Genomic DNA, 26,228 nt, shown 5'->3' with positions numbered 1-26,228 from the left:
GTAAGGTCCCGGCATCCCGATGCTGATGCCAAGCTCGTGCCGCTGCTGACGCAGGCACGGGCGACGGTGGCTACAAGCCGGCACACCGAGGAGAGGACGTATAAGCCGTAAACCCATCGCGCAGGGAAGGCCGGGTCGCTCCGGCTGAACCTGTGGTTCCTGCCGCCTGCATTTTTGTTTGCAGGCGGGCCACGGGTGCCAGTCGGCACTCGGCCTTCCCTGCGCCCTTGCATTCATGGGGGCGAGAGTTTTGGCATCACTCGGACGCAGAGGTGTCGCGAGAATGAGAACGCATGACGCCGACGGTTTCCGCTTAAGGGAGGGCGTACGGCGCGGGACGCTTTGCTCACAAGGCCAGGGCGCAGAACCCCATAGCCACCAGCGGCGGAGTGGCGGCGACTGGTCAATACCATCGCCCAACACATGACGGCCGGTGATTATGGATCCCGGATCGACGCCTACGACAGCACTGACGCGCTGCCCGAGACTTGCCCGGGACAACACCGAATGTGTCGACGTTGCGTGATCGTCTCACTCATCTCGGCAGGACAATTCACCCGGGACCGCCGCTTCTGCCACGAATATCTGTCTCGCCGAGAGCCGTCATCGACAATCGCAATGGGGTGACGCCGGACCTATCAACACCCGTCCACACCCCGGATATGACCTTCCGGCCTCAGCTCCCTATATAGACCCTCAGGAGCAACTCGCGAATCGCAGGGCCATGCGCGTCTTCACCGTTCCCATCTCGGCGCCGTTCCTGCGCAGCGTGATCGCCGCGCTGGTCGGCGGCCGGCTGGTCGACGGCTTCGAGGCACGCAGCGACCCCGCCCGGCTCGCGACCGCGACGCTGTATCTGCCGACGCGGCGCTCGCTCCGGGTGGCACGCGAGATGTTCCTCGAGGAGCTGAAGACCGATGCCGCGGTGCTGCCGCGCCTCGTCGCGCTCGGCGACATCGACGAGGACGAGCTCGCCTTCGCGGAGGACCGCGACGCGTTCCTCGGGCCGGCGCCGCTGGAGATTCCGGAACGGCTCGACGACCTGCAGCGCCGGCTTACGCTGGCACGGCTGGTGGCGGCCTGGGCCAAGACGCCGGTGTCGGCGCCGCTGGTGATCGGCGGGCCCGCCTCGACGCTCGCGCTGGCCGGCGACCTCGCACGGCTGATCGACGACATGGTGACGCGCGGCGTGTCGTGGGACGCGCTCGACGCGCTGGTGCCGGATCAGCTCGACAAATACTGGCAGTATTCGCTCGAGTTCCTGCGCATCGCGCGGACCGCGTGGCCGGCCTATCTGCAGGAGATCGAGCGCATCGAGCCGGCGGCGCGGCGCGATCTGTTGATCGCGGCCGAAGCCGCGCGGCTGTCGGCGCATGCCGATGGTCCCGTCATTGCCGCCGGCTCCACCGGCTCGATGCCGGCGACGGCAAAATTCCTGCTCGCCGTCGCCAAGCTTCCGCATGGCGCGGTGGTGCTGCCTGGGCTCGACACCGATCTCGACGAAGCCGCGTGGAATTCGATCGGCGGTGCCAGGGACCGCGCCGGCCGCGTGTTGACGCCGCCCGCGGTCAACCATCCGCAATATGCCATGCATCTGCTGCTCAAGCGCTTCGGCCTGGACCGGCGCGACGTGGTCCGTCTCGTCCCAACCGGCCGCGGCGGCCGGGAGGTGTTGATCTCAGAGGCGATGCGGCCGTCGGAGGCGACCGCCGTCTGGCACGAGCGGCTGCGCCAGTTCGACATCGCCGCCAACATCGCGGAAGCCATGGACAACCTCGCGGTCGTCGCTGCGCCCAATCCGGAGATGGAGGCGCTGGCGATCGCGATCGCGATGCGCGAGGCGCGCCATCTCGGCAAATCGGCCGCGCTGGTGACGCCGGACCGCGCGCTGGCCCGCCGCGTGATGGCGGCGCTAGCGCGCTGGCACCTCACCTTCGACGACTCCGGCGGTGATGCGCTGTTGGAGACGCCCGCCGGCATCTTCGCGCGCCTCGCCGCCGAAGCCGCCGCGCGCGGGTTGGAGCCGCCGACCCTGCTGGCGCTGCTCAAGCATCCGCTGTGCCGGCTCGGCCGCGCCGCGAATGGCTGGAAGAGTGCCATCGAGACGCTGGAGCTCGCGGTGCTGCGCGGCACGCGGCCGCAAGCCGGAACCGGCGGGCTCGCGCGCGACTTCGCGCGCTTCCGCGACGAGCACACCAAGCTGCACCAGGGCGAGGTATCATCGCTGCACAAGGCCGAGCCGCGCGCGCGTCTCAGTCCCGAGCAGCTCGACCGCGCCGGCGCGCTGATCGCGCAGTTGCAGACGGCGCTGGCGCCGCTGGAAAACCTCGCCTCGCCGCGCCCGCAGGATTTCGCTGAGCTCGCCGCGCGGCATCGTGAGGTGTTGATTGCACTGTCTTCCGACGATGTCGGTCTCAGCACCGCCTTCACCGATCGCGACGGCGCCGCGCTGGCACGCTGCTTCGATGACCTGCTCGCGTCCGGCGAGCGCTGCGGCCTGATGGCGCCGCTGGCGGACTATCCGGATCTGTTCCATACCGCCTTCTCCGATCGCGCGGTGCGCCGGCCCGAGCGCCACGGTGCGCAGCTGCAGATCTACGGTCCGCTCGAAGCGCGGCTGATGCAGGCCGACCGCATGATCGTGGGCGGCCTGATCGAGGGCATCTGGCCGCCGGCGCCGCGAATCGACCCCTGGCTGAGCCGTCCGATGCGGCATCAGCTCGGCCTCGACCTGCCCGAGCGCCGCATCGGACTATCAGCACACGATTTCGCGCAATTGCTCGGCGCGCCCGAGGTGATCCTGACCCACGCCGCAAAGTCCGGCGGCGCGCCCGCCGTGGCCTCGCGCTTCCTGCATCGGCTCGAAGCCGTCGCCGGCGCCGAGCGCTGGAAGGCGGCGGAGGCGCGCGGTGACATCTACGTCCGCTATGCCGAGGTGCTCGACCAGCCCGCGACCGTGAAGCCGATCGAGCAGCCGGCGCCGAAGCCGCCGCTGGCGGCACGGCCGCTGCGCATGTCGGTGACCGCGATCGAAGACTGGCTGCGCGATCCCTACACCATCTTCGCGCGCTACATCCTGCGGCTCGATCCGCTCGATCCCGTCGACATGCCGCTGTCATCAGCCGATCGCGGCTCGGCGATCCACGAGGCGATCGGCGAGTTCACGCAAGTTTATGCCGATGCGCTGCCGCTGCATCCGGCGCATGCGCTGCGCGTGATCGGCGAGAAGCATTTTGCACCATTGATGGAGCGTCCCGAGGCGCGGGCGCTGTGGTGGCCTCGCTTCCAGCGCATCGCCGGCTGGTTTGCGGCGTGGGAGAGCGGGCGACGCGCGCAGATCGGCGCGATCACCGCGGAGATCCGCGGCGAAATCGGCATTCCGCTCGACAATGGCCGTACCTTCATCCTGTCGGCGCGCGCCGACCGCATCGAGCAGCGTGCCGAGGGCACCTACGCCATTCTCGACTACAAGACCGGGCAGCCACCAACGGCCAAGCAGGTGCGCATGGGCCTGTCGCCGCAGCTCACGCTTGAAGCCGCGATCCTCCGCGAGGGCGGCTTCGACGGCATTCCGGCCGGCAGCCTGATCAGCCAGCTCGTTTATGTCCGGCTGTCCGGCAACAACCCGCCGGGCGAGGAGCGCATTCTCGAGCTGAAGATCAACAAGAGCGACCCGCCGCAGCATCCGGACCAGGCCGCGCAGGAGGCGCGCGAAAAACTCGAAGCGCTGATCCGCAGCTTCGAGGACGTCAATCAGGGCTACACCTCGCTGAACCTGTCGATGTGGGCCAACCGCTACGGCAGCTATGACGACCTCGCCCGCATCAAGGAATGGTCGGCGGCCGGCGGCCTGGGAGTGGAGGAATGGTGAAGGCGCCCCGCCCCATTCCGCAGGCCGTGCGCGAGGCGCAGACGCGCGCATCGAACCCGGCGGCCTCCGCGTTCGTGTCGGCCAATGCCGGCTCGGGCAAGACGCATGTGCTGGTGCAGCGCGTGATCCGGCTGCTGCTCGACGGCGTGCCGCCGGAGAAGATCCTCTGCATCACCTTCACCAAGGCCGCCGCCGCCAACATGGCCGAGCGCGTGTTCTCGACGCTCGGCCATTGGGTGACGCTCGACGACGACGCGCTGGATGACGCGATCCGATCCACCGGCATTCCCAACCCCGACAAGAAGCTGCGCGCCTCGGCGCGCAAACTATTTGCCAGCGCGCTGGAGACGCCGGGCGGGCTGAAGGTGCAGACCATCCACGCGCTGTGCACCCGGCTGCTGCAGCAGTTTCCATTCGAGGCCAACGTTCCCGCGCGGTTCTCGGTGCTCGACGAGCGCGACCAGACCGAGATGATGGAGCGCGCCAATCTCAAGGTGCTGCTCGATGCCTCCAGGGCGCCGGACAGCGCGGTCGGCCGGGCGCTGCAGGTGGCGATGGCCAATGCCGCCGACTCGACCTTCAAGGACGTCGTGCGCGAGGCTTGCCTGAGCCGCGATCATTTCATGGCCTGGACCGATGGCGCCGGCCGCGTCGAGGTCGCCGCGCAGCATCTCGGCGAAGTACTTGGCATCGGCGCTGATGAGACGCTGGAGGCGATCGAGCGCGACATTCTTGACGGTCCAAACCTGCCGCGCGCGGACTGGACCGAGATCGCCGGTCGGCTGGATGGCGGCGCCAAGACCGACCAGAAGCAGGCGGAGCAACTTCGCGCTGCACTGGCGTTCTCTGGAGCCGATCAGGTCGACGAATATCTCCGGCTGTTTCTCACCGACGACAAGCAGCCGCGCAAATCGCTGCTGACCAAGAAGTTCGCCGACGCCAATCCGGGGTTGGCGGGTCTGTTCGATTCCGAGGCCGCCCGGCTCGACCGCCTGATCGAGAAGCGCCGCGCCGCTGTCGTGCGCGACCGCACCGAGGCGCTGCTGCAGATCGCGACAGCGGCAGCCGCGAACTATCGCCGCGAGAAGGAGGAGCGCGGGCTGCTCGACTATGACGACCTGATCGACAAGACACTGGCGATGCTCAACCGCGTCTCCGCCGGCTGGGTCCACTACAAGCTCGACCGCGGCGTCGATCACGTGCTGATCGACGAGGCCCAGGATACGAGCCCACGGCAGTGGGACATCGTTGCCCACATCATCGAGGAATTCACGGCTGGCGCCGGCGCGCGCGACGGCCTGACACGGACGATCTTCGCCGTCGGCGACGAGAAGCAGTCGATCTTCTCGTTCCAGGGCGCCGACCCGCACGAGTTCGATGCGCGCCGGCGGCAGTTGCAGAAGCGCTTCACCGACGCCGGGCTGTTGTTCGATCCGGTGTCCTTCACCTATTCGTTCCGCTCCGGGCCGACGGTGCTGCACGCGGTCGACCACGTGTTCCGCGAGCGCGACGTCTACAGCAGCATTCACTCGCCTGACATCGGCCATCCCATCCACAACGCGCTGACCGATGCCGGACCAAGCATGGTCGAGCTCTGGAGCCTGTGCGAGCGCGACGACCGCAAGGAGATCGAGGGCTGGCGCGCGCCGTTCGACGGCGTCTCCGTCACCAGCCCCGAGGTCAAGCTTTCCAGGCGCATCCAGGCCGAGATCAAGCGGCTCATTCGTGCGGGCACGATGACCGGCCATGACGGCGCGCGGCGGCGGCTCAGCTATGGCGACATGCTTATCCTGGTGCGCCGGCGCGGCAACGCCTTCGATGCCGTGATCCAGGCGCTGAAGCACGCCGGCATCCCCGTCGCCGGCGCCGACCGGCTGAAGCTGACCGAGCACATCGCGATCATCGACCTGATGAACCTCGCCGACGCGCTGCTGCTGCCGCAGGACGACCTCGCGCTGGCCACGGCGCTGAAGAGCCCGCTGTTCGGGCTCAACGACGAGGATCTGTTCAAGCTGGCGTGGCAGCGTCGCGGCTCGCTACGTGATGCACTCACGGTGCATGCCGCTGACGACGAGCGGCTGCAGGCGGTCGTCCGACGCCTGCAGCAATGCGAGCGCCGTGCGTCTGAGGACACGCCGTTCGCGTTCTATGCCTGGCTGCTTGGCGGCGATGGCGGCCGGCGCCGCATCCTGGCGCGACTCGGCCACGAGGCCAATGACGCGCTCGACGAATTCCTGGAGCTGGCGCTGTCCTATGAGCGCAAGGCGCCGGCCTCGCTGCAGGGATTCATCGCCTGGCTGCGCGCCGCCGACACCGAGGTGAAGCGCGACATGGAGATTTCGCGCGATGAGGTGCGCGTCATGACCGTGCACGGCGCCAAGGGCCTCGAAGCCTCCGTCGTCTTCCTGGTCGACACGACGTCATCGCCGGCGGATTCGCAGCGGCTGCGGCTGATCCACGTGCCGCATGGCGAGCAGGAGATCGTGGTCTGGGCCGGCCGCAAGGCCGACGATCCGCAAGCCGTGGCTGCGGCGCGCACGGCGATGCTCAAGGAAACCGAGGACGAATATCGGCGGCTTCTCTATGTCGCGATGACGCGCGCCGCGGATCGGCTGGTCATCGGCGGCTGCATGCCGGGCAACATGAACAACGTCCGCGGCGGCAGCTGGTACGACCTGATGGCGCGCGGCCTTGACGCGGCGGGCCTGCAGGTCGAGGTGACCGAAACCGAGGACGGGCCGGTCAAGCGCTACGCGCGGGCCGAGGACATCGCGGAAACCGCTGCTGACGAAACGCAGCGCATGGTCGAGACGGCCGTCGAGCTGCCGGCGTGGCTGCGCACGGCGGCGGCGGAGGCGCCCGGCGAGGTCGCCGTGCTCCGGCCATCCGATCCGTCCGCCGACGAGCGGCCGGTGCGCACGGGCGAATCGCTGGCCGCGCGCAGCCTCGCGGTGCAGCGCGGCACGCTGGTGCATCGCCTGCTGCAGTCGCTGCCCGAGGTGCCGCCGGAGCGGCGGCGCGATGCCGCGCTGCGATATCTGATTCGCAACGCCGCCGACTGGCCGGAGGACGAGCGCGCGGGACTCGCGGAACGCGTGCTCGCCGTGGTCGAAGACCCGCGCTTTGCCGCGGTGTTCGCTGCCGGGAGCCGGGCGGAAGTCTCGATCGTGGGCCGCCTCGCACTGGCCGGCCAGCCTCCGGCGCTGGTCTCCGGCCAGATCGACCGACTGGTGGTGACCGAGGCCGAGGTGCTGATCGTCGACTTCAAGACCAACCAGCAGCCGCCCTCGGGACTCGCCGACGTGCCCCCGGCCTATGTCCGGCAGCTCGCGCTGTACCGCGCCGTGCTCGGCCAGTTGTACCCCGGACGAAACGTCCGCGCCGCGCTGCTCTGGACCGAAGCTCCTGAATTCATGGAGCTTCCGGCCTCCGCGCTGGACGCCGTGCTGCCATCCCAGCACGACTGAGTGAGCCCGCTTGACCCGGCATCACGCCATTCCTACTTTGACACCCACGCTGAGGCGGCGCGTCCGCGCCGCTCCCTCCAACCGAACGAGGTAATTCCATGGCCGTTGGCAAGGTTTCCGACGCCGATTTCGAAAGCGAAGTGCTCAAGGCCGACGGCCCGGTCGTGGTCGACTTCTGGGCCGAGTGGTGCGGCCCGTGCCGCATGATTGCGCCCGCCCTCGACGAGATCTCGAGCGCGATGGGCGACAAGGTCAAGATCGTCAAGCTCAACGTCGACGAGAGCCCGAAGACGGCCTCGAAGTACGGCGTGATGTCGATCCCCACCCTGATGGTATTCAAGGGCGGCGAGATGGCCTCGCGCCAAGTCGGCGCTGCGCCGAAGGCGAAGCTGCAGCAGTGGATCTCGTCGGCGGTCTGACGCTCCACGATCCAGGATTTTTGTCGAACGGCCGGCGGAATCGCCGGCCGTTCGCGTTGAGGGGGTGTGTTTCAGCGTTTTCGGATGTCGCCATGCCCGCCCGCGCCCATCGCTCGCCCTCCCGCAAATCCGGTTTGCTGGCCATGGAGGCGCGCTCGGTGGATGCAATCCCGCGCGGCGAGGACTGGCAATACGAGCCGAAATGGGACGGCTTCCGCTGCCTGCTCGCGCGCGAGGGCGCTCAGGTGACGATGCAGTCGAAAGCCGGCGAAGATCTCGCCCGCTACTTCCCCGAGGTGGTCGCTGCGGCACGCCAACTGAAGGCAACCAGCTTCATCCTCGACGGAGAGCTGGTGGTGCCGCAGGTGAAGTCGTTCTCGTTCGATGCGTTGCTGCAGCGGATTCATCCCGCCGCCAGCCGGGTGAAGAAGCTGTCGGTGGAGACGCCGGCGCTGTTCCTCGCCTTCGATCTGCTGGCGAGTGGCAAGAAGGAGCTCGTGACGCACACGCTGCACGAGCGGCGGCCGGCGCTGGAGGCGTTTGCGGAAGCGAACTTCGCCGGGCACCCGACGTTTCGGCTGTCGCCGGCGACGACGCGCTTTGCGACCGCGCAAGACTGGCTGGCGCAATCCGGCGGCGGCTCGGATGGCGTGATCGCCAAGCGCATCGACCTGCCCTACCAGGCAGGCAACCGCGACGGCATGCAGAAGATCAAGCGCTATCGCTCGGCCGATTGCGTGATCGGCGGCTTCCGCTACGCCACCAACAAGGGCGCCCAGGGGCGCAAGCTGGTCGGCTCGCTGCTGCTCGGGCTCTACGACGATGACGGCCTGCTGCATCACGTCGGCTTCACCTCCGCGCTCAAGAAGGACGAGAAGCCCGCGCTGACCGACAAGCTCGAGCCGCTGATCTCGCCGCCCGGCTTCACCGGCAATGCGCCGGGCGGGCCGAGCCGCTGGTCGACCGAGCGCTCCGCGGAGTGGTGTCCGCTGAAACCGAAGCTGGTGATCGAGGTCTGCTACGACCATTTCTCCGGCGAGCGCTTTCGCCACGGCACCTCGATCCTGCGCTGGCGGCCCGACAAATCGCCGAGGCAATGCACGTTCGAGCAGCTCGAGCAGAGGGTCGCCGATCCCTGGAAACTGCTCGCGTGAGCTCAGCGGATCCAGCCGGTCGCAAGCGCCGATGCAAATTCCTCGTCGCCATTGGCGCGCGCGAGCGCAGCCATGGATCGGTGATCATAGGGCACGTGGCGGAAGCTCACGCTCCAGCCGGACGACGTCAGCTCAAGGATCGCGTAGCGCGCATCAGGCGTGCCGGCCTGCACGACATGCGGATGCGGCGCGTTATAGGAATAGCCGGGGCTGCCGACGCTGCCCGGATTGACGATCAGCCGACCGTCGCGCAAGCGCACCGCACGGGCCGTGTGGGTATGGCCACACAGGATCAATGATTGCGAAATGCCGGCGGCCAGTCGCTCGATGTCGTCGAGCAGCGCGCAAGTGATCGCACCGTCCTGAGCGACGCGCTCGAGCCAGTAGACGTTGTCGTCATCGGGCGTCGCGTGACATAGAAACACCTCGTCCTGATACACGGCCGTCGCCGGGATCGTGCGCAGCCAGTCGAGATGATCAGCTTCGAGCTGGGCGTAAGCAGGCCGCTCCCATGCGCCCATCTTCTCCGGCGGTCGATCGATCAGCCAGCGATCGTGGTTGCCGCGGACATGCACCGCATCGAGCGGCATCAGCATGTCCATCGTCTTGCGCGCGTCGAGCGGGCCGCTCGCCATGTCGCCGAGGTTGACGATCTCGGTCACGCCTTGCGCACTGATATCCGCGAGCACGGCCTCCAGTGCGAGGTGGTTGCCGTGGACGTCCGCGATCGCGGCAAAGCGCATGCGCCATTCCTCTCAGGTCGGCGGGGTGCCGTTGAGGTCGAGCACGTGGCCCGCGAGATAGAGCGACCCCGTGATCAGGATACGCGGCGGGACCTCATAGGCAAGCCGCGCGATGCCGGCCAGTGCCGACGCGACACCATCGGCGATCTCGACGCGCATGCCGAGCGTGCGCGCGGCGGCGGCCAGATCAGCCGGCGCCATCGCCTTGCTCTCGTTCGGAATCGGCACGACGATGATGTGGCGCGTCAGGCCGGCGAAGTTGACCAAGAAGCCCGCGGCGTCCTTGTTGCCCATCATGCCGACGATGACGACGAGCTGCCGCGACACGCGCTCCTCGAGATCCCCGATCGCCGCGGCGACGACACGGCCGCCTTCGGCATTGTGGCCGCCGTCGAGCCAGATCTCCGCGCCCTGCGGCGCGATCGCGGTGAGCGCGCCGCTCGACAGCCGCTGCATGCGCGCCGGCCATTCGGCGCCGACGATGCCGTCCTCGAACGCCTTGGTGGCGAGCTTGAACTGATCGACCGCGCGCAAGGTCGCGATCGCGAGGCCCGCATTGTCGAACTGATGCCGGCCGAACAGTTTTGGCGCCGGAAGATCAAGAAGACCACGGTCGTCCTGATAGACCAGCCGGTTGCGCTCGACACTGACGTGCCAGCTCTCGCCCGCGGCAAACAACGGCGCGCGCTGTCGCCTGGCCTCGCGCTCGATCACGGCCATCGCATCGGGCTCCTGCGCCGCCGAGATCACCGGGCAGCCGCGCTTGATGATGGCGGCCTTCTCGGCCGCGATCAGCGCGCGGGTGTCACCGAGAAACTCCATGTGGTCCATGCTGATCGGCGTCAGCACGGAGGCCGCGACCTGCTCGACAACATTGGTGGAATCGAGCCGGCCACCGAGGCCGACTTCGAGCAGCACGACATCGGCTGGATGCCTTGCGAACAGCACGAAGGCCGCGACGGTCTTGACCTCGAAGAAGGTGATCGGCGCGCCGGCATTGACCCGCTCGCACTCCAAGAGCGCGGAGATCAGCTCGTCGTCCTCGACCAGGACGCCACCGCCGACCTGGCCGAGCCGATAGCTCTCGTTGATGCGCACCAGCCAGGGCGAGGTGAAGACGTGGACGCGCAGCCCCGCGGCCTCGAGCATTGCGCGCAGATATGCGACCGTGGAGCCCTTGCCGTTGGTGCCGGCGACGTGGATGACCGGCGGCAGCTTGCGCTCGGGATGACCGAGCTGCGCCAGCAGCCGGTGCATGCGATCCAGCCCGAGCGAGATCCGGCTCGGATGCAGGGCAGAAAGCCGCGTGATCAGCTCGTCGAGCGACGGTCTTGGCTGGGCGGCAGAATCGTTCACGCGCTCGTTGCGACCGCCGGCGCTTCCGCGGCTTCGGCGGGCTTGGCCGGCGGCGGCAGCTGCGGCGCGGGCTTGGCGTGTTCGATGGCCGGCGCCTTGGTCAGCAATCGGCACAGCCGCGCCAGCGTCGGGCGCAGGTCATGACGGTGCACGACCATGTCGACCATGCCGTGGTCGAGCAGGTATTCCGCACGCTGGAAACCTTCGGGCAGCTTCTCGCGAATGGTCTGCTCGATCACCCGGGCGCCGGCGAACCCGATCAGCGCACCGGGCTCGGCAATGTGGACGTCGCCGAGCATCGCGTAGGACGCGGTGACGCCGCCGGTGGTCGGATTGGTCTGCACGACGATGTAGGGCAGCTTGGCCTCGCGCAGCATCTGGACAGCGACCGTGGTGCGCGGCATCTGCATCAGGGACAGGATGCCTTCCTGCATGCGCGCGCCGCCGGAGGCCGCGAACACGATGAACGGCGACTTCTTCTCGACCGCGAGCTCCAGGCCACGCACGATCGCCTCACCGGCGGCCATGCCGAGCGAACCGCCCATGAAATCGAAATCCTGCACGGCGATGACGACGCCCATGCCTTCGAGCTTGCCGAAGCCGACCTTCACCGCATCGTTCATGCCTGTCCGCGCCCGCGCATCCTTGATGCGGTCGGCATAGCGGCGCTCGTCGCGGAATTTCAGCGGGTCGGGCGTGACCTCGGGCAGCGCGACGTCGAACCAGGTCTCGTTGTCGAACATCGACTTCAGCCGCGCCACCGCGCCCATGCGCATGTGGTAGTTGGAGCCGGGGATGACGAACTGGTTGGCCTCGACGTCCTTGTAGAACACGAGCTGTCCGGAATCCGGGCACTTGATCCAGAGGTTCTCCGGCGTCTCGCGGCGCAGGATGTTGCGGATCTTCGGCCGGACCACATTGGTAAGCCAGTTCATGTGTCGCTCCGTGTTGCGGTCGCCCGGATATATGGCGGGACGGCGGGGTCACGGCAAGACGGCCGCGACATCCGCTCGGATAGTGGTTGACGGCCTATTCCGCGGCCTGTTGCGCGCCGCGCACGCCCTGGGCGAGAGCGGCGGCCAGATCGGCGACCGCACTGACGGTCTTGGCGGTCGCGCGGTCCTCAGCATCGAGGCTGGCGCGGAGTGCGTCGACCAGGGCGGTGCCGACCACGGCGCCATCGGCATGGGCTGCGATGGCGCGGGCCGTCTCCGGTGTCCGGATGCCGAAGCCGACGCAGACGGGCAGCGCCGTATGGCGCTTGATGCGCGCCACGGCGGCGCCCACAGCCGACGAATCCGCGGCCGCCGCGCCGGTGATGCCGGTGATCGAGACGTAGTAGACGAAGCCCGAGGTGTTCGCGAGCACCGCCGGCAGCCGCTTGTCATCGGTGGTCGGCGTCGCCAGCCGGATGAAGTTGAGCCCGGCCTTCAGCGCGGGGATGCAGAGCTCGGTGTCCTCTTCCGGCGGCAGGTCGACGATGATCAGGCCGTCGACGCCGGCGGTCTTGGCATCGTCGAGAAACCTGTCGACGCCGTAGATGTAGATCGGGTTGTAGTAGCCCATCAGCACGATCGGCGTGTCGACATCGCTGTCGCGGAAGCTGCGCACCAGTTGCAGCGTCTTCCTCAGGGTCATGCCGGCCTTCAGCGCGCGCAGGCCCGCCGCCTGGATCGACGGACCGTCGGCCATCGGATCGGTGAACGGCATGCCGATCTCGATGATGTCGGCGCCAGCCTGCGGCAGCGCCTTGACGATCGCCAGCGAGGTTTCAGGATCAGGGTCGCCTGACATCACGAAAGTGACGAACGCCGAGCGGCCTTCCTTTTTCAATTGCGCGAAACGCGCATCCATCCGGCTGGTCACGATGCCTTCGCCCTTCCTCGCAAGATGTCGCCCACCTGCGGCACGTCCTTGTCGCCGCGGCCGGACATGTTGACCACCATCAGGTGGTCTTTCGGCTTCTTCGGCGCGAGCTCCATGACCTTGGCGATCGCATGCGCCGGCTCCAGCGCCGGGATGATGCCTTCGAGCCGCGATAGCAATTGGAACGCGGCCAGCGCCTCCTCATCGGTCGCCGACAAATAGTTCACGCGGCCGACCTCGTGCAGCCAGGAATGCTCCGGTCCGATACCGGGATAGTCGAGACCGGCCGAGATCGAATGCGCCTCCTCGATCTGTCCGTCCTCATCCATCAGCAGATAGGTGCGGTTGCCGTGCAGCACGCCGGGACGGCCACCGGCGATCGATGCCGCATGCAGCTGCGTGAGGCCGTGGCCTGCGGCCTCGACGCCGTAGATCTCGACGGAGGGATCATCGAGGAACGGATGGAACAGGCCCATCGCATTGGAGCCGCCGCCGATGCAGGCGATCAGCGAATCCGGCAGGCGGCCTTCGGCCTGCTGCATCTGCGCGCGCGTCTCGCTGCCGATCACCGACTGGAAGTCGCGCACCATCATCGGATAGGGGTGCGGGCCGGCGACGGTGCCGATGCAATAGAACGTGTTGTGGACGTTGGTGACCCAGTCACGCAGCGCCTCGTTCATCGCATCCTTCAGCGTCTTCGCACCGGACTGCACCGGCACCACCTTGGCGCCGAGCATCTCCATGCGGATCACGTTCGGCTGCTGCCGCTCGACGTCGACGGCACCCATGTAGACGACGCAGTCCAACCCGAAGCGCGCGCACAGCGTCGCCGTCGCCACGCCATGCTGGCCGGCGCCGGTCTCGGCGATGATGCGCTTCTTGCCCATCCGGCGCGCGACCATGATCTGGCCGAGCACGTTGTTGACCTTGTGCGAGCCGGTGTGGTTCAGCTCCTCGCGCTTGAAATAGATCTTGGCGCCGCCGAGATGCTCCGTCAGCCGCTCCGCGTAGTACAGCGGCGAGGGACGGCCGACGTAGTTCTTGAGGTAGCCGTTCATCTCGGCATGGAACGCCGGATCGGCCTTGGCCTCCGCATAGGCCTTTTCCAGGTCGAGGATCAGCGGCATCAGGGTTTCGGCGACGAAGCGGCCGCCGAAGATGCCGAAGTGGCCGCGGTCATCAGGGCCGCTGCGGTAGGAATTGGGAATGGCTGTCGTCATTGAACGCTCAACTCTTCAGCGGCCCGCGCCGCGCGAATGAAATCCCGGATCATGTCGCAATCCTTCACACCCGGCGTTCGCTCGACGCCGGATGACACGTCGACGCCGCCGGCGCGCGTGATCCGCACGGCCTCGGCGACGTTGTCGGCGCTCAGGCCGCCGGACACCATGAACGGGCGATCGAGTTTCAGGCCCTGCAGCAGACGCCAATCGAAGGTAGCCCCGAGTCCGCCGGGACGGGTCGCATCCTTCGGCGCCCGCGCGTCGAACAGGATGCGGTCGCACACATCGGCGTAGCCCGCCAGCGGCGCAAGATCGGCGTCGGTCGCGACCGGAATGGCTTTCATGATGGGCAGGCCGAAGCGCTGCTTGAGGTCGCGGATGCGCGCGATGCTTTCGCGGCCATGCAGCTGCAGGAGATCAGGCCGCAGCGTCTCGACGATATTTTCGATCATCGCGTCGTCGGCATCGACGGTCAGCGCCACCTTGAGCGCGCGCCCCCTGACGTCACGGCCCAGCTCACGCGCGGCCGTCAGGTCGACATGGCGTGGGGACGGCGGAAAGAACACGAAGCCCACCATGTCGGCGCCCGCGTCGAGCGCCGAAGCGAGGGTATCGGGCGTGGTCAGGCCGCAGATTTTGACGAGCAGGGACATCGATGAACAACGCACGTCCGGGCGGAAAGGATCACCAGAAGCCGGCGGCTTCAAAGGCCGCCGAGCTTGGGCGCCTTCTACAACGCGGCGCCCTGCTTGTCTCGCCCATAAGGGGCGAAAAGCCGCGCCGGCGCCGCCGGAACCAGAGATTGTGCCGAGCCCTGATTTGCACGCGCCGCGGCGCTCAACTGCACCACCTGCGCACGGGCCGCTTCGGCATCGGCCTGATGACGGCGCGCGGCCCGCCGCCAGCGGCGCTGGCCGATCCAGGTGGCACAACCACCTGCGATCACGCCCAGGATCGCGACGGCGATGATCAAGGCGAACAACGGGACCGATACCGCGAGCGCCGGATCGGTCGCGTTGAACGGATCAAACGATACGGTAACGAAATGCCGATTGGCGACCGCGAAGATGACGAACAGCACCAGCAGCGGAAGGACGACCACGACAGTGAAGAATTTTCGCATGCGCTCGCTCGTGTCAGTCAGGCCGGATTCGCCTCGAAATCAGCCGCCGACGACTAGCACGGCCGGCGCGAGATGCTTCAATCGTCTGAGTCGTCAGCCGCAGCGCCCGCGGGATTGTCTCGGTTCAGCCGCTCGCGCATTTCCTTGCCCGTCTTGAAGAACGGGACGCTCTTCTGGTCCACCGGGACATGCGCCCCGGTCCGCGGGTTGCGACCGGCGCGGGCCGGCCGATGCTTGACCGAGAAGGCGCCGAAACCGCGCAGCTCGACGCGGTCACCGCGGGCGAGCGCCGCGACGATCTCGTCGAGGATCGCGTTGACGATGTTCTCGACATCCCGCTGGTAGAGATGCGGGTTGTGCTCGGCGATACGCTGAACCAGCTCGGATTTGATCATCGAGAAAATGTACCCGGGGAGACAGGTCCCATTTCCGTGAAAATATGCTGGACTGTCAAGACGCTAAATCATTCATCGCGGCCGTGAATCGGGGGGCGAGGCCGGATACGGGGCCTCGCCATGGCACACGCGAAACGGGAAGATCGTCCCGAGGATGGTCTTGGCGAGTTCAATTGCCCGGCGCGGGCGTCCAGAGCGCGAGCATGCCGTCGAGGCCGATGCGATCGACCGCCTGGACCACGCCGGTGTGCTCGAGCTGGCGGGCGATTCCGGACAGGCCGACGGCGTCGAGCGCGATCGAGGTGGCCGTTCGCAGGAAGGTGAGATCGCCAAACCGCGGCGTGAGCTTGTAGTCACGCACCGGAAGGTCCTTCTTGACGTTCTTGTTCGCGACGAGCCAGGCGACCGCGGTCTTCTCGTCGCCAAGCTCGTCGATCAGCTTCAGCTCGATCGCCTGCCGGCCGGTGAAGACGCGGCCGTCGGCCACCTTCTCCAACTGCTCATCATTCATGGCCCGGCGATCCTTCACCAGTCCGCGGAACCAGGCGTAGGAATCCTTGACCAGGGCGTCGAGCGCCGCACGCGCTTCCGGGCTGGTGGGCTCGTAGCCGTTGGGGGCGGCCTTCAGCGGCGAGGATTTGACCTCCTCGATCTTCACGCCGACCGTCTTCAACAGCTCGCCGACATTGGGGTACTGGAACAGCACGCCGATCGAACCGACGAGCGAACTCTGCTGCGCGACGATGTGATCGGCAGCGATCGCGCCGATATAGCCGCCGGACGCCGCGAGACCTTCAACGACGACGACCAGCGGCTTCTTCGCCTTCAGCCGGACCAGCGAATCGTAGAGCTGCTCGGAGCCGGCCGTGGTGCCGCCCGGCGAATTGATGTGGACGATGACGGCTTCGGCCGAGGAGTTTTCGAGCCGCTCCAGCGCCTCGACTCGCTCATGATCGCTACGGATCAGGCCCTCGATATTGACGCGGGCGATCGAGCCGGTGGTCGACAGCACGGTGCGGCCGCGCGGCGACATGGCGAGGCCGATGGCGGAAAGAGCCGCGACCGCGATCAGCACCGCGACCACCCGCCAGAACGTCAGCTTGCGGCGCAGCCTGCGGCGATCGACGATCACATCCGAATCAAGCGACATGGACAGCTCCTGGAAGTCTCGGCGCGTTTTGCATCCGCAGCCTGAATATCTCGTTATCCGATTACATCAATCACGGCGCAATTTGAAGAAAGGAAGGCTCGCGGTGAAGTGGCCGGATGCCGGCTCCGCCCGGACAGAGCGCGCATCCTCGCGTCTCCGGAACAAAAAAAGCCCCGGCTTGCGCCGGGGCTTTGATCTGATCACAGGACGCGAAGGCTTACTTCGAGTCGCGGTTCTTGAGTGCGGTGCCCAGGATGTCGCCCAGCGTCGCGCCCGAATCGGACGAGCCGTACTGCGCGATGGCTTCCTTCTCTTCCGCGACTTCCAGCGCCTTGATCGACACCTGGACCTTGCGGGCCTTCTTGTCGAACTGGATCACGCGGGCATCGACCTTCTCACCGACGGCGAACCGCTCGGTGCGCTGATCGTTGCGATCGCGCGCCAGCTCGGAGCGCTTGATGAAGGTGGTGAAGTCGGTGCCGGTGATCTTGACGTCGATGCCGCCGTCCTTGACGTCGAGCACCTCGCACGTGACGACCGCACCCTTCTTGACATCGCCCGGCTCGGCGAAGGGATCGCCTTCGAGCTGCTTGATGCCGAGCGAGATGCGCTCCTTCTCCACGTCGACGTCGAGCACCACGGCCTTGACCATGTCGCCCTTCTTGTAGTTGTCGATGACCTGCTCGCCGGGCTGCTTCCAGTCGAGGTCCGACAGATGGACCATGCCGTCGACGTCGCCTTCGAGACCCAGGAACAGACCGAACTCGGTCTTGTTCTTGACCTCGCCCTCGACCACCGAACCGGTCGGATGCTTCTCGACGAAGACCTCCCACGGGTTGCGCATGGTCTGCTTGAGACCGAGCGAGATGCGGCGCTTGACGCTGTCGACCTCGAGCACCTGCACTTCGACCTCCTGCGAGGTCGACACGATCTTGCCGGGGTGCATGTTCTTCTTGGTCCACGACATCTCGGAGACGTGGATCAGGCCTTCGATGCCCGGCTCGAGCTCGACGAACGCGCCGTAGTCGGTGATGTTGGTGACGCGGCCATGGAAACGGGCCTGCAGCGGGTACTTCGCCTCGATGCCCTGCCACGGATCGTCGAGCAGCTGCTTCATGCCCAGCGAGATGCGGTGCGTCTCGTGGTTGATCTTGATGATCTTGACCTTGACCGTCTGACCGATGCTCAGCACCTCGGTCGGATGGTTGACACGGCGCCAGGCAATGTCGGTGACGTGCAGCAGGCCGTCGATGCCGCCGAGGTCGACGAACGCACCGTAGTCGGTGATGTTCTTGACGACGCCGTCGATCACCTGACCCTCTTCGAGGTTCTGCACCAGCTCCTGGCGCTGCTCGGCGCGGGTCTCTTCCAGCACGGTCCGGCGCGACACGACGATGTTGCCGCGGCGACGGTCCATCTTGAGGATCTGGAACGGCTGCGAGTTGTTCATCAGCGGCGCGACGTCGCGGATCGGACGGATGTCGACCTGCGAGCGCGGCAGGAAGGCCACGGCACCGTCGAGGTCGACGGTGAAGCCGCCCTTGACCTGGTTGAAGATGACGCCGTTGACCTTTTCGTTGTTCTGGAACGCCTTCTCGAGCTTGCCCCAGCTCTCTTCGCGGCGCGCCTTGTCGCGCGACAGCACCGCTTCGCCGAGCGCGTTCTCGATGCGATCGAGGAACACTTCGACCTCGTCGCCGACTTTCAATTCACTGTCACGGCCGGGCCCGGCGAATTCGCGCAGCGCCACGCGGCCTTCGGTCTTCAGGCCGACGTCGATGACGGCCATGTCCTTCTCGATCGCAACAACCTTGCCCTTGACGACAGAGCTTTCCTGCAGGTTGCCCTTGGTGAAGGACTCGTCCAGCATCGCGGCGAAATCATCGCGGCTGGGATTGTAGGAAGAAGCAGAGGTACTCGAAGCCATTTGTTCTCCAGATGCGGACATTCTCGCCAGCTTGGGTTGATCGGCGCATCGAATGGACAATGCCTGGAGGTCCACAAATCCCCAGACGTCCGCGCTGTCAGCGCGATAAGCGCAAACGACGCGGGCCGGCAGTGCCTGCACATGCGATACGTATGAAGTGCGTCCGGCTGATCGGACTCGATTGAACCGCAATCGAGCTATCGACGGTCAAGGGCGGGAGCGGGCTTTCCTCCAATGACGCCGGCGGAAATCAAACCCGCTGGCGGCCCGCTCGAACGGCCTCGACGATGTCGATGGCGGCCCGGACGCCGCCTTCTATATCCAAATGGGAGTTGTCAAGCAAGTAAGCATCCGGGGCTTGTTTTAAAGGCGCGACGGCCCGGTTCTGGTCGCGCTCGTCGCGCGCCAGGATGTCGGCCAGAATGGCCGCCTCGTCGGCCGGTTCCCCCCGCGAAAGCGCCTCGAGCGTGCGGCGATGCGCCCGGATGCGGGGATCGGCGACGACGTAGATCTTCACCTCGGCGTCCGGGCAGATCACGGTTCCGATGTCACGGCCGTCGAGCACGGCACCGGGTGGCTGGCTTGCGAACTGACGCTGGAAGGCCACCAGCGCCTCGCGCACTTTCGGCAACGCCGAGACCACGGAGGCCGCGGACCCGACCTGGTGCGACCTCAGCGCCGGATTGTCGAAGGTCGAGGGATCCAGGCTCATGGCGGCGTCCGCCGCCCGCACCTCGTCCTTGAGGTCGATGCCGGCGGTCAGCAGCGCATGGGCAACGGCCCGGTAGATCACGCCCGTATCCAGGTGCCTGAGGCCGTAATGCGCCGCGAGACGCTTGGCCATGGTGCCCTTGCCCGAGGCCGCCGGGCCGTCGATGGCGATGATCATGCGAAATCCGCGCCCGCCTTGCACATCAGCGGGATGAAATCCGGGAAGCTGGTGGCGATGAAGGCGGTATCGTCGACGGTGACCGGCTTGTCGGACGCGAGGCCCATCACGAGGGCGGACATCGCGATGCGGTGGTCCATGTGGGTCGCGACGATGCCGCCGCCCGGCACGTGACCGCGGCCCTCGACGATCAGGTCATCGCCGCTGATCTCGACCTTGACGCCGTTGACACGCAGCATCGCCGCGGTGGCCTCCAGCCGGTCGGATTCCTTGACGCGCAGCTCATGCAGGCCGCGCATCACGGTGGTGCCCTCGGCATAGGCGGCGGCGACGGCCAAGACGAGATATTCGTCGATCATCGACGGCGCGCGCTCGGGCGGCACCACGACGCCCCTCAGCTTCGAGGCGCGCACGCGCAGCCGGGCCATGGGCTCGCCGGCATCGCCGCGGACGTCGTCCTCCTCGATCGAGGCGCCCATCTCGCGCAGGGTCGTGAACAGGCCGGTGCGCAGCGGGTTGGTCATCACGTCCGACAGCACGAGGTCCGAGCCATCGACGATCAGCGCGGCGACCAGCGGGAACGCGGCCGAGGACGGGTCGGCGGGAACGATCACGGGGGCACCACACAGCTCCGGCTGGCCGGTCAGTGCGATGCGGCGGCCATGAGACCCTTCCGGCGTGGTCGCGATCTCCGCGCCGAAATGCTTCAGCATCAGCTCCGTATGGTCGCGACTGGCCTCCTGCTCGATCACGGTGGTCACACCGGGCGCGGCGAGGCCCGCGAGCAGCACCGCCGACTTGATCTGGGCCGAAGCCACCGGCGTGCGATACTCGATCGGCACCGGGTTGCCGGCGCCCTGCAGGGTCAACGGAAGCTTGCCGCCCTCGGCGATCGACACCACCTTCGCGCCCATCAGCGCCAGCGGGTCGAGGATGCGCCGCATCGGACGGCTGCGCAGCGAGGCATCACCGTCGAAAACGGCCGTGATCGGGCAACCGGCGACGGCGCCCATCACCAGCCGGCAGCCGGTGCCGGAGTTGCCGAAATCGAGCGGTGTGCTGGGCTGGGCGAAGCCGCCGACCCCCACGCCACGGACGGTCCACGCGAAGTCGCCGGTGCGCTCGACCTTGGCACCCAGGGATCGCATCGATTCGGCGGTGTTGAGGACGTCCTCGCCCTCGAGCAGGCCGGAAATCCGGGTCTCGCCGACCGACAGCGCCCCCAGGATCAGCGCCCGGTGCGAGATCGACTTGTCGCCAGGCACGCGAATCGTGCCCGAGAGGGGCCCGGAGGCGCGTGATTCCAGGGGAGTCGGGGCGGCTGACGTGCTCACGGCGGGATCCTCGTGTTTCGGACGCGGCAGGTATCACAGCCCCCGCCCTCCGTCACGAGCGGTGATTTTCCCGTTGACAGCGCTATTGACAGCGGCGCGGCAACTAGCCAAGTGAGACACCGCTTTTCAGACATTGCCAGGACGCCTGCACGTGGCCAAATCCGAGCTCGGAACCAAACGCATTTGCCCGACCACGGGCAAAAAGTTCTATGACCTCAACAAGAACCCGGTGATTTCGCCCTACACCGGCGAGGTCGTGCCGATCGCGCCCGTGGCTCCGACCCGCGCCATGCGCGGCGAGGCTGCGCGTGCCGCTGCGGCGGCCGACGTGGTTGAGCCCGCCGAGGCCGAGGAGTTGGTGTCGCTCGAGGAGGCCGATGCCGAGGAGAACTCCGGCAAGGTCAAGGCCGTCGTTCCCGAATCGGAGGACGACATCGAGATCGACGAGACCCTCGACGATGACGAGGATGATGACTCGACCTTCATCGCCGACGAGGAAGAAGGCGACGAGGACGTGACCGACATCATCGGTGATGTCGGCGGCGACGAAGAATAATCGTCGAAGACACTTGAGATCAGCCGCGAACTGTGGTTCACGGTGCTCCCCGGCGGTCACCCAGACCGCCGGTTCGGTTCAGGGGCCATAGCTCAGCTGGGAGAGCGCTTGCATGGCATGCAAGAGGTCGGCGGTTCGATCCCGCCTGGCTCCACCAGCCTTCGCTCGCTTCGCGAGCTTCGGCTCGGCAAGCCACCCCAATCTGCCAATTGAGCGAAGCGAGCGAAGGCTGTCGCGCCGTAGCCTGGACGCCGGAGCCCTCTTTGGCGCAGGCGGGAAGGCGAAGGCGGACTTCGCTCCGCACGACGATACCCCCCTCTCCGTCGCTTCGCGAGCTTCGGCTCGGCAAGCCACCCTAATCCGCCAATTGCGCGAAGCGTGCGAGGGCTGTCGCGCCATAGCCCGAAGGGCGAAGGCGGACCTGGGCTCCGGGCGATAAGGCCACCTCCTTCGAACTGCTCATTCGACCGAAGCTGTAGACCCTAAGCGGCATCGCCTGCCACAATCGTACCTAGAAGGGTCGGGGCGGCCTGCCATGAAGTTTGTCTACATCCTCGAAAGCCTCGATGGCGAGCACTTCTACGCCGGCATCACAGACGACGTCCCGGCTCGGGTCGCAAAGCACAATGCAGGCGAAGTCCCGCACACCTCGAAGTTTCGGCCGTGGCGGCTCAAGACTTACATCGCTTTCAACGACGTGAAGCAGGCCTTCGCCTTCGAGAAGTATCTCAAATCTGGCTCAGGTCGGGCGTTTGCGAAGAAGCGCCTCTAACGATGCGGTGTTCCGAGGCTGATCTGGCGGGAGGCCTCACCCCTCCGCCGCCGCATCGAGCCGCTCCCGCAGCTTCACCAGCTTGCCGTGGAGATCCGTGAGCTCCGCGATCGAGCATCCCGTCGCATCCAGGATCGCCGGCGGCACGATCGCTCTTGCCTTGTCGCGCAGGCTCGCGCCCTGGCTCGTCAGGGTGATCAGCACCTGCCGTTCGTCCTCGGCCGACCGGGTCCGCTTCACCAGATGCGTAGCCTCCATCCGCTTCAGCAGCGGCGTCAGCGTGCCCGAATCGAGGAACAGCCGCGCGCCGATGTCCTTCACCGTCAGGCCGTCCTGCTCCCACAGCACCAGCATGACCAGATATTGCGGATAGGTCAGGCCCAGGCGGTCGAGCAGCGGCTTGTAGACGCGGTTGAAGGCGTGCGCGGTCGAATAGACGGCGAAGCAGAGCTGGTTGCCGAGTTGGAGCGGCAGATCTGCCGCGGACTTCTTTCGCATCGAGGTCACCACAGGTCGATCCTATCGGCATCTTGAGCCCGCGCGCCTCGCATCGACAACGGGCCCGGCGCACCGATCACGAATTTTCTACCGAACAATTATCTTGTGCACAATCTAATTGCGTGCAATATGGGGTCACTGAATTCGTCCAACCAGGAGACCCCCCATGTCCGTGAACGTGCTCTACAAGACCAGCGCCAAGGCCACCGGCGGCCGCGACGGCGAGGCGGCGACCCTCGACGGCTCGCTCAAGGTCAAGCTCTCCACCCCGAAGGAGCTCGGCGGCGGCGGCGGTGCCGGCAACAATCCGGAGCAGTTGTTCGCGGCGGGCTACGCCGCCTGCTTCATCGGCGCGATGAAGTTCGTCGGCTCGCAGGGCGGCCCGAAGGTTCCCGCCGACACGTCGGTGACCTCCACCGTCGGCATCGGGCCGCGCTCGGAAGGCGGCTTCGGCATCACCGTCGAGCTCGCCGTCTCCCTGCCCGGCCTCGCCAAGGCTGACGCCGAGGCGCTGGTCGCCAAGGCGCATGAGGTGTGCCCCTATTCCAACGCCACGCGCGGCAATGTCGACGTCAAGCTGAGCGTCGTCTGAGCTTCAATTCCGTCGTGCGGCAGGACGGCCTCCCTCGTCCTGCCGCATGGCAGGCCCCGTTTGCGCCGCGCGCGCTGCAATGCTTAATGATCGCGAGCTGAAACCAACCTCGCGACATCCGATGACACCTCAATTTGCTCCCGGCGCCATGGCCGGACTGCGCGTGATCGATCTGACGCGCGTGCTCGGCGGGCCCTATTGCACGCAGATCCTGGCCGATCACGGCGCCGACGTGATCAAGGTCGAGCCGCCGGCCGGCGACGAAGTGCGCGACTGGGGCCCTCCGTTCCACGACGAGGACGCCGCCTATTTCGTCGGGATCAACCGCAACAAGCGCTCGATCGGCCTCGATCTCGCGTCCGAGGGCGGACGCGTCGTGCTGATGCGGATGCTCGAGACCGCCGACGTGCTGATCGAGAACTTCAAGCCCGGCACCTTGGAGAAATGGGGCATCGGCAGCGACACGCTGCGCGAGAAATTCCCGAAGCTGGTGCACTGCCGCATCTGCGGCTTCGGTGCCGACGGTCCACGCGGCGGCAATCCCGGCTATGACGCGATCATCCAGGCGATGACCGGCATGATCGCCGCGACCGGCTCGCCGCAAAGCGGGCCGATGCGGATCGGGGTGCCGCTGGTCGACATCACCACCGGCCTCTATGCCGCGATCGGCATCCTGATGGCGCTGTCGGAACGGCAGCGTTCTGGGCTCGGTCAGTTCCTCGAGGTCACGCTGTATGAGACCGGCCTCGCGATCATGCATCCGCATACCGCAAACTACTTCATGCATGGCAAGCCGCCGTCGCTGACCGGCAACGAGCATCCGAACCTCGTGCCCTATGCGATCTTCCCGACCAGGACCGACGATATCTTCATCGGCGTCGGCAATGACGGCACCTTCCGCAAGCTCGCCAAGGAAATCGGCCGGCCGGAACTCGGCACCGATCCGCGCTTCGCCCGCAACAAGGATCGCGTCGCCAATCGCGAGGCACTGCGCGCCGAGCTCGCCGCCGTGTTCAGCCAATTCGAGGCGGAGCCGCTGTGCGACCGGCTGCTCGCAGCCGGCCTGCCGGCGGGACCCGTGCAGAAGATCGACCAGGCGTTGACCAATCCGCACACGATCCACCGCGGCGATGTCATCGAGAAGGACTGGTACAAGGGCGTCGCCTCGCCGATCCGGCTCGAACGCACCAAGCCGAGCCTGCGCTCCACCCCGCCGAAGTTCAGCCAGCATGCCCAGGAGGTGCTCAGCGAGTTCGGCTACTCGGAGCCCGAGATCCAGGCCCTGCTGTCCGAGGGCACCGTGTGCGCAGAGCGCAAGCGGTGAAGCGCCATCAGCCTGTCGTCTCGCAACGCGAGCGTCGCCTCGGGCATCGCCCGGGCGCCGCGCCGTCTCGCACAACTCGCGGCGTTGCGCCGCAAAGCCGCGACGAACGCGCTTTCCGCTGACGATCCAACCGGTTATACATTCACAAAACTGTCATCTCGCGCTGCTACGGCCGCGACGCCGATGACGTTCCATGGGAGGAATTTTTTTAATGTCACTTCGACAATTCTGGACAGCCGCCGCTGCGGCAGCCACGCTGGTCCTTGGCGCCGCCGCACCCGCACACGCGGTGACGGAGATTCAGTGGTGGCACGCGATGACCGGCGCCAACAACGACGTCATCGTCAAGCTCGCCAACGACTTCAACGCCTCGCAGACCGACTACAAGGTCGTTCCGACCTACAAGGGCAACTACGCCGACACGATGAATGCCGGCATCGCCGCGTTCCGCGCCGGCAATGCCCCGCATATCATGCAGGTGTTCGAGGTCGGCACTGCCACGATGATGGCCGCCACCGGCGCCGTGAAGCCGGTCTACAAGCTGATGCAGGACGCCGGCGAGAAGTTCGATCCCAAGAGCTACCTGCCGGCCATCACCGGCTACTATTCGACCTCGAAGGGCGAAATGCTGTCCTTCCCCTTCAACTCGTCCTCCACCGTCATGTGGGTCAATCTCGATGAGCTGAAGAAGGTCAACGCCGAGATCCCGAAGACCTGGCCCGAGCTGTTCGAGACCGCCAAGAAGCTCCACGCGGCCGGCCACCCGACCTGCGGCTTCTCCGGCTCGTGGGTAACCTGGGTCAATCTCGAGCAGCTCTCCGCCTGGCACAACGTGCCGCTCGCCAGCAAGGCCAACGGCCTCGACGGCTTCGACACCGTGCTCGAGTTCAACGGTCCGCTGCAGGTCAAGCATCTCGAAAACCTGGTCGAGCTGCAGAAGGACAAGACCTATGACTACGCCGGCCGCACCAACACCGGCGAGGGCCGCTTCACCTCGGGCGAATGCCCGATCTACCTGACCTCGTCGGCGTTCTTCGGCAACGTCAAGGCGCAGGCGAAGTTCGCCTTCACCGCCGCACCGATGCCGTATTACCCCGACGTGAAGGGCGCGCCGCAGAACTCGATCATCGGCGGCGCTTCGCTCTGGGTCATGGGCGGCAAGTCGGCCGATGAGTACAAGGGCGTCGCCAAGTTCCTGACCTTCCTCTCGGACACCGACCGCCAAGTCTACATCCACAAGGCGTCGGGCTATCTGCCGATCACCAAGGCCGCCTATGCCAAGGCCAAGGCCGAGGGCTTCTACAAGGATCAGCCCTATCTGGAGACCCCGCTGCTCGAGTTGACCAACAAGGAGCCGACCGAGAACTCCCGCGGCCTGCGCCTGGGCAACATGGTGCAGCTGCGTGACGTCTGGTCGGAGGAGATCGAGCAGGCTCTGGCCGGCAAGAAGACCGCCAAGCAGGCGCTGGACGCCGCCGTCGAGCGCGGCAACCAGATGCTGCGCCAGTTCGAAAAGACGGCCGTGAAATAAGGCCAAGAGCCGGCAGGCCACCCGCGGCCTGCCGGCTC

At 66.7% G+C, this 26,228-nt stretch carries 22 protein-coding genes and 1 tRNA gene; 10 read left to right on the top strand and 13 right to left on the bottom strand.

The window, feature by feature from the left end; translation table 11 throughout:
* Window positions 1–724: 724 nt before the first annotated feature.
* The 4 genes from addB (at window position 725) to ACQR1D_RS01905 (ending at window position 8,911) form a co-directional block, all read left to right on the top strand.
* On the top strand, window positions 725–3,871 hold the full coding sequence (gene addB, locus ACQR1D_RS01920) for a double-strand break repair protein AddB (RefSeq protein WP_434893664.1): 3,147 nt from the start codon (window positions 725–727) through the stop codon (window positions 3,869–3,871).
* Window positions 3,865–7,338, top strand: a complete 3,474-nt coding sequence (addA, locus tag ACQR1D_RS01915) for a double-strand break repair helicase AddA (RefSeq protein ID WP_434893665.1) — start codon at window positions 3,865–3,867, stop codon at window positions 7,336–7,338. Before addB ends, addA begins: the two co-directional genes overlap by 7 nt.
* 98 nt (window positions 7,339–7,436) lie before the next feature.
* Entirely contained in the window at window positions 7,437–7,757 is a 321-nt protein-coding gene (trxA, locus tag ACQR1D_RS01910) for a thioredoxin (protein ID WP_015663255.1), read from the top strand.
* A gap of 143 nt (window positions 7,758–7,900) precedes the next feature.
* Window positions 7,901–8,911, top strand: a complete 1,011-nt coding sequence (locus tag ACQR1D_RS01905; RefSeq protein ID WP_316179411.1) for an ATP-dependent DNA ligase — start codon at window positions 7,901–7,903, stop codon at window positions 8,909–8,911.
* 2 nt (window positions 8,912–8,913) lie between these two features.
* Here the strand turns inward: ACQR1D_RS01905 and ACQR1D_RS01900 are convergent, their stop codons facing one another.
* The 12 genes from ACQR1D_RS01900 to aroA form a co-directional block, all read right to left on the bottom strand.
* On the bottom strand, window positions 8,914–9,654 hold the full coding sequence (locus ACQR1D_RS01900) for a metallophosphoesterase family protein (RefSeq protein WP_434893666.1): 741 nt from the start codon (window positions 9,652–9,654) through the stop codon (window positions 8,914–8,916).
* A gap of 12 nt (window positions 9,655–9,666) precedes the next feature.
* The gene (locus ACQR1D_RS01895; RefSeq protein ID WP_434874530.1) at window positions 9,667–11,010 is read right to left on the bottom strand and encodes a bifunctional folylpolyglutamate synthase/dihydrofolate synthase; all 1,344 of its coding nucleotides are present in this window, start codon (window positions 11,008–11,010) and stop codon (window positions 9,667–9,669) included.
* Complete coding sequence (accD, locus tag ACQR1D_RS01890; protein ID WP_315803962.1) at window positions 11,007–11,945, bottom strand: acetyl-CoA carboxylase, carboxyltransferase subunit beta; 939 nt, start codon at window positions 11,943–11,945, stop codon at window positions 11,007–11,009. The genes ACQR1D_RS01895 and accD overlap by 4 nt, the downstream gene beginning before the upstream one ends.
* A gap of 94 nt (window positions 11,946–12,039) precedes the next feature.
* Entirely contained in the window at window positions 12,040–12,876 is an 837-nt protein-coding gene (gene trpA / locus ACQR1D_RS01885) for a tryptophan synthase subunit alpha (protein WP_316178992.1), read from the bottom strand.
* A complete protein-coding gene (trpB, locus tag ACQR1D_RS01880; RefSeq protein WP_434893667.1) occupies window positions 12,873–14,096 on the bottom strand; it encodes a tryptophan synthase subunit beta in 1,224 nt (407 codons plus the stop codon). The genes trpA and trpB overlap by 4 nt, the downstream gene beginning before the upstream one ends.
* Window positions 14,093–14,752 (bottom strand): phosphoribosylanthranilate isomerase, encoded by a 660-nt coding sequence (locus ACQR1D_RS01875; RefSeq protein ID WP_434888194.1) that lies wholly within the window; start codon window positions 14,750–14,752, stop codon window positions 14,093–14,095. Before ACQR1D_RS01875 ends, trpB begins: the two co-directional genes overlap by 4 nt.
* Before the next feature lie 77 nt (window positions 14,753–14,829).
* Complete coding sequence (locus tag ACQR1D_RS01870) at window positions 14,830–15,222, bottom strand: lipopolysaccharide assembly protein LapA domain-containing protein (protein ID WP_315803966.1); 393 nt, start codon at window positions 15,220–15,222, stop codon at window positions 14,830–14,832.
* Window positions 15,223–15,299: 77 nt separating this feature from the next.
* Window positions 15,300–15,617, bottom strand: a complete 318-nt coding sequence (locus ACQR1D_RS01865; protein ID WP_315803967.1) for an integration host factor subunit beta — start codon at window positions 15,615–15,617, stop codon at window positions 15,300–15,302.
* Window positions 15,618–15,786: 169 nt separating this feature from the next.
* Window positions 15,787–16,767, bottom strand: a complete 981-nt coding sequence (gene sppA, locus ACQR1D_RS01860) for a signal peptide peptidase SppA (RefSeq protein ID WP_315803968.1) — start codon at window positions 16,765–16,767, stop codon at window positions 15,787–15,789.
* Window positions 16,768–16,984: 217 nt separating this feature from the next.
* Window positions 16,985–18,694, bottom strand: coding sequence for a 30S ribosomal protein S1 (gene rpsA, locus ACQR1D_RS01855; RefSeq protein WP_315741235.1), 1,710 nt, complete (start codon window positions 18,692–18,694; stop codon window positions 16,985–16,987).
* A gap of 250 nt (window positions 18,695–18,944) precedes the next feature.
* A complete protein-coding gene (gene cmk, locus ACQR1D_RS01850; protein WP_434893668.1) occupies window positions 18,945–19,583 on the bottom strand; it encodes a (d)CMP kinase in 639 nt (212 codons plus the stop codon).
* Complete coding sequence (gene aroA / locus ACQR1D_RS01845; protein WP_434893669.1) at window positions 19,580–20,917, bottom strand: 3-phosphoshikimate 1-carboxyvinyltransferase; 1,338 nt, start codon at window positions 20,915–20,917, stop codon at window positions 19,580–19,582. Before aroA ends, cmk begins: the two co-directional genes overlap by 4 nt.
* 151 nt (window positions 20,918–21,068) lie before the next feature.
* Between aroA and ACQR1D_RS01840 the strand changes: the two genes are divergently transcribed.
* From ACQR1D_RS01840 to ACQR1D_RS01830, 3 genes are all read left to right on the top strand, one after another.
* Window positions 21,069–21,473, top strand: a complete 405-nt coding sequence (locus ACQR1D_RS01840; protein ID WP_315805660.1) for a TIGR02300 family protein — start codon at window positions 21,069–21,071, stop codon at window positions 21,471–21,473.
* A gap of 81 nt (window positions 21,474–21,554) precedes the next feature.
* Window positions 21,555–21,630 (top strand) — tRNA-Ala (locus ACQR1D_RS01835).
* 378 nt (window positions 21,631–22,008) lie between these two features.
* A complete protein-coding gene (locus tag ACQR1D_RS01830; RefSeq protein ID WP_315805659.1) occupies window positions 22,009–22,245 on the top strand; it encodes a GIY-YIG nuclease family protein in 237 nt (78 codons plus the stop codon).
* A gap of 36 nt (window positions 22,246–22,281) precedes the next feature.
* Here the strand turns inward: ACQR1D_RS01830 and ACQR1D_RS01825 are convergent, their stop codons facing one another.
* The gene (locus tag ACQR1D_RS01825) at window positions 22,282–22,743 is read right to left on the bottom strand and encodes a MarR family winged helix-turn-helix transcriptional regulator (RefSeq protein WP_434838705.1); all 462 of its coding nucleotides are present in this window, start codon (window positions 22,741–22,743) and stop codon (window positions 22,282–22,284) included.
* A 166-nt stretch (window positions 22,744–22,909) separates the two neighbouring features.
* Between ACQR1D_RS01825 and ACQR1D_RS01820 the strand changes: the two genes are divergently transcribed.
* The 3 genes from ACQR1D_RS01820 to ugpB all read left to right on the top strand — a co-directional run bounded on the left by ACQR1D_RS01820 (window position 22,910) and on the right by ugpB (window position 26,190).
* Window positions 22,910–23,335, top strand: coding sequence for an organic hydroperoxide resistance protein (locus ACQR1D_RS01820; RefSeq protein ID WP_009026309.1), 426 nt, complete (start codon window positions 22,910–22,912; stop codon window positions 23,333–23,335).
* A 121-nt stretch (window positions 23,336–23,456) separates the two neighbouring features.
* Window positions 23,457–24,659: a CaiB/BaiF CoA transferase family protein gene (locus tag ACQR1D_RS01815; RefSeq protein ID WP_316178978.1), complete on the top strand. Its 1,203-nt coding sequence runs from the start codon at window positions 23,457–23,459 to the stop codon at window positions 24,657–24,659.
* A gap of 211 nt (window positions 24,660–24,870) precedes the next feature.
* Window positions 24,871–26,190 (top strand): sn-glycerol-3-phosphate ABC transporter substrate-binding protein UgpB, encoded by a 1,320-nt coding sequence (gene ugpB / locus ACQR1D_RS01810; protein ID WP_316178976.1) that lies wholly within the window; start codon window positions 24,871–24,873, stop codon window positions 26,188–26,190.
* The last annotated feature ends 38 nt before the right edge of the window (window positions 26,191–26,228 follow it).

The sequence above is a fragment of the Bradyrhizobium sp. HKCCYLRH2047 genome, assembly GCF_051168175.1.
Lineage (GTDB): Bacteria > Pseudomonadota > Alphaproteobacteria > Rhizobiales > Xanthobacteraceae > Bradyrhizobium.
Note: the sequence above shows the minus strand (reverse complement) of the source record. Positions and strands in the feature narration are given on the sequence as shown.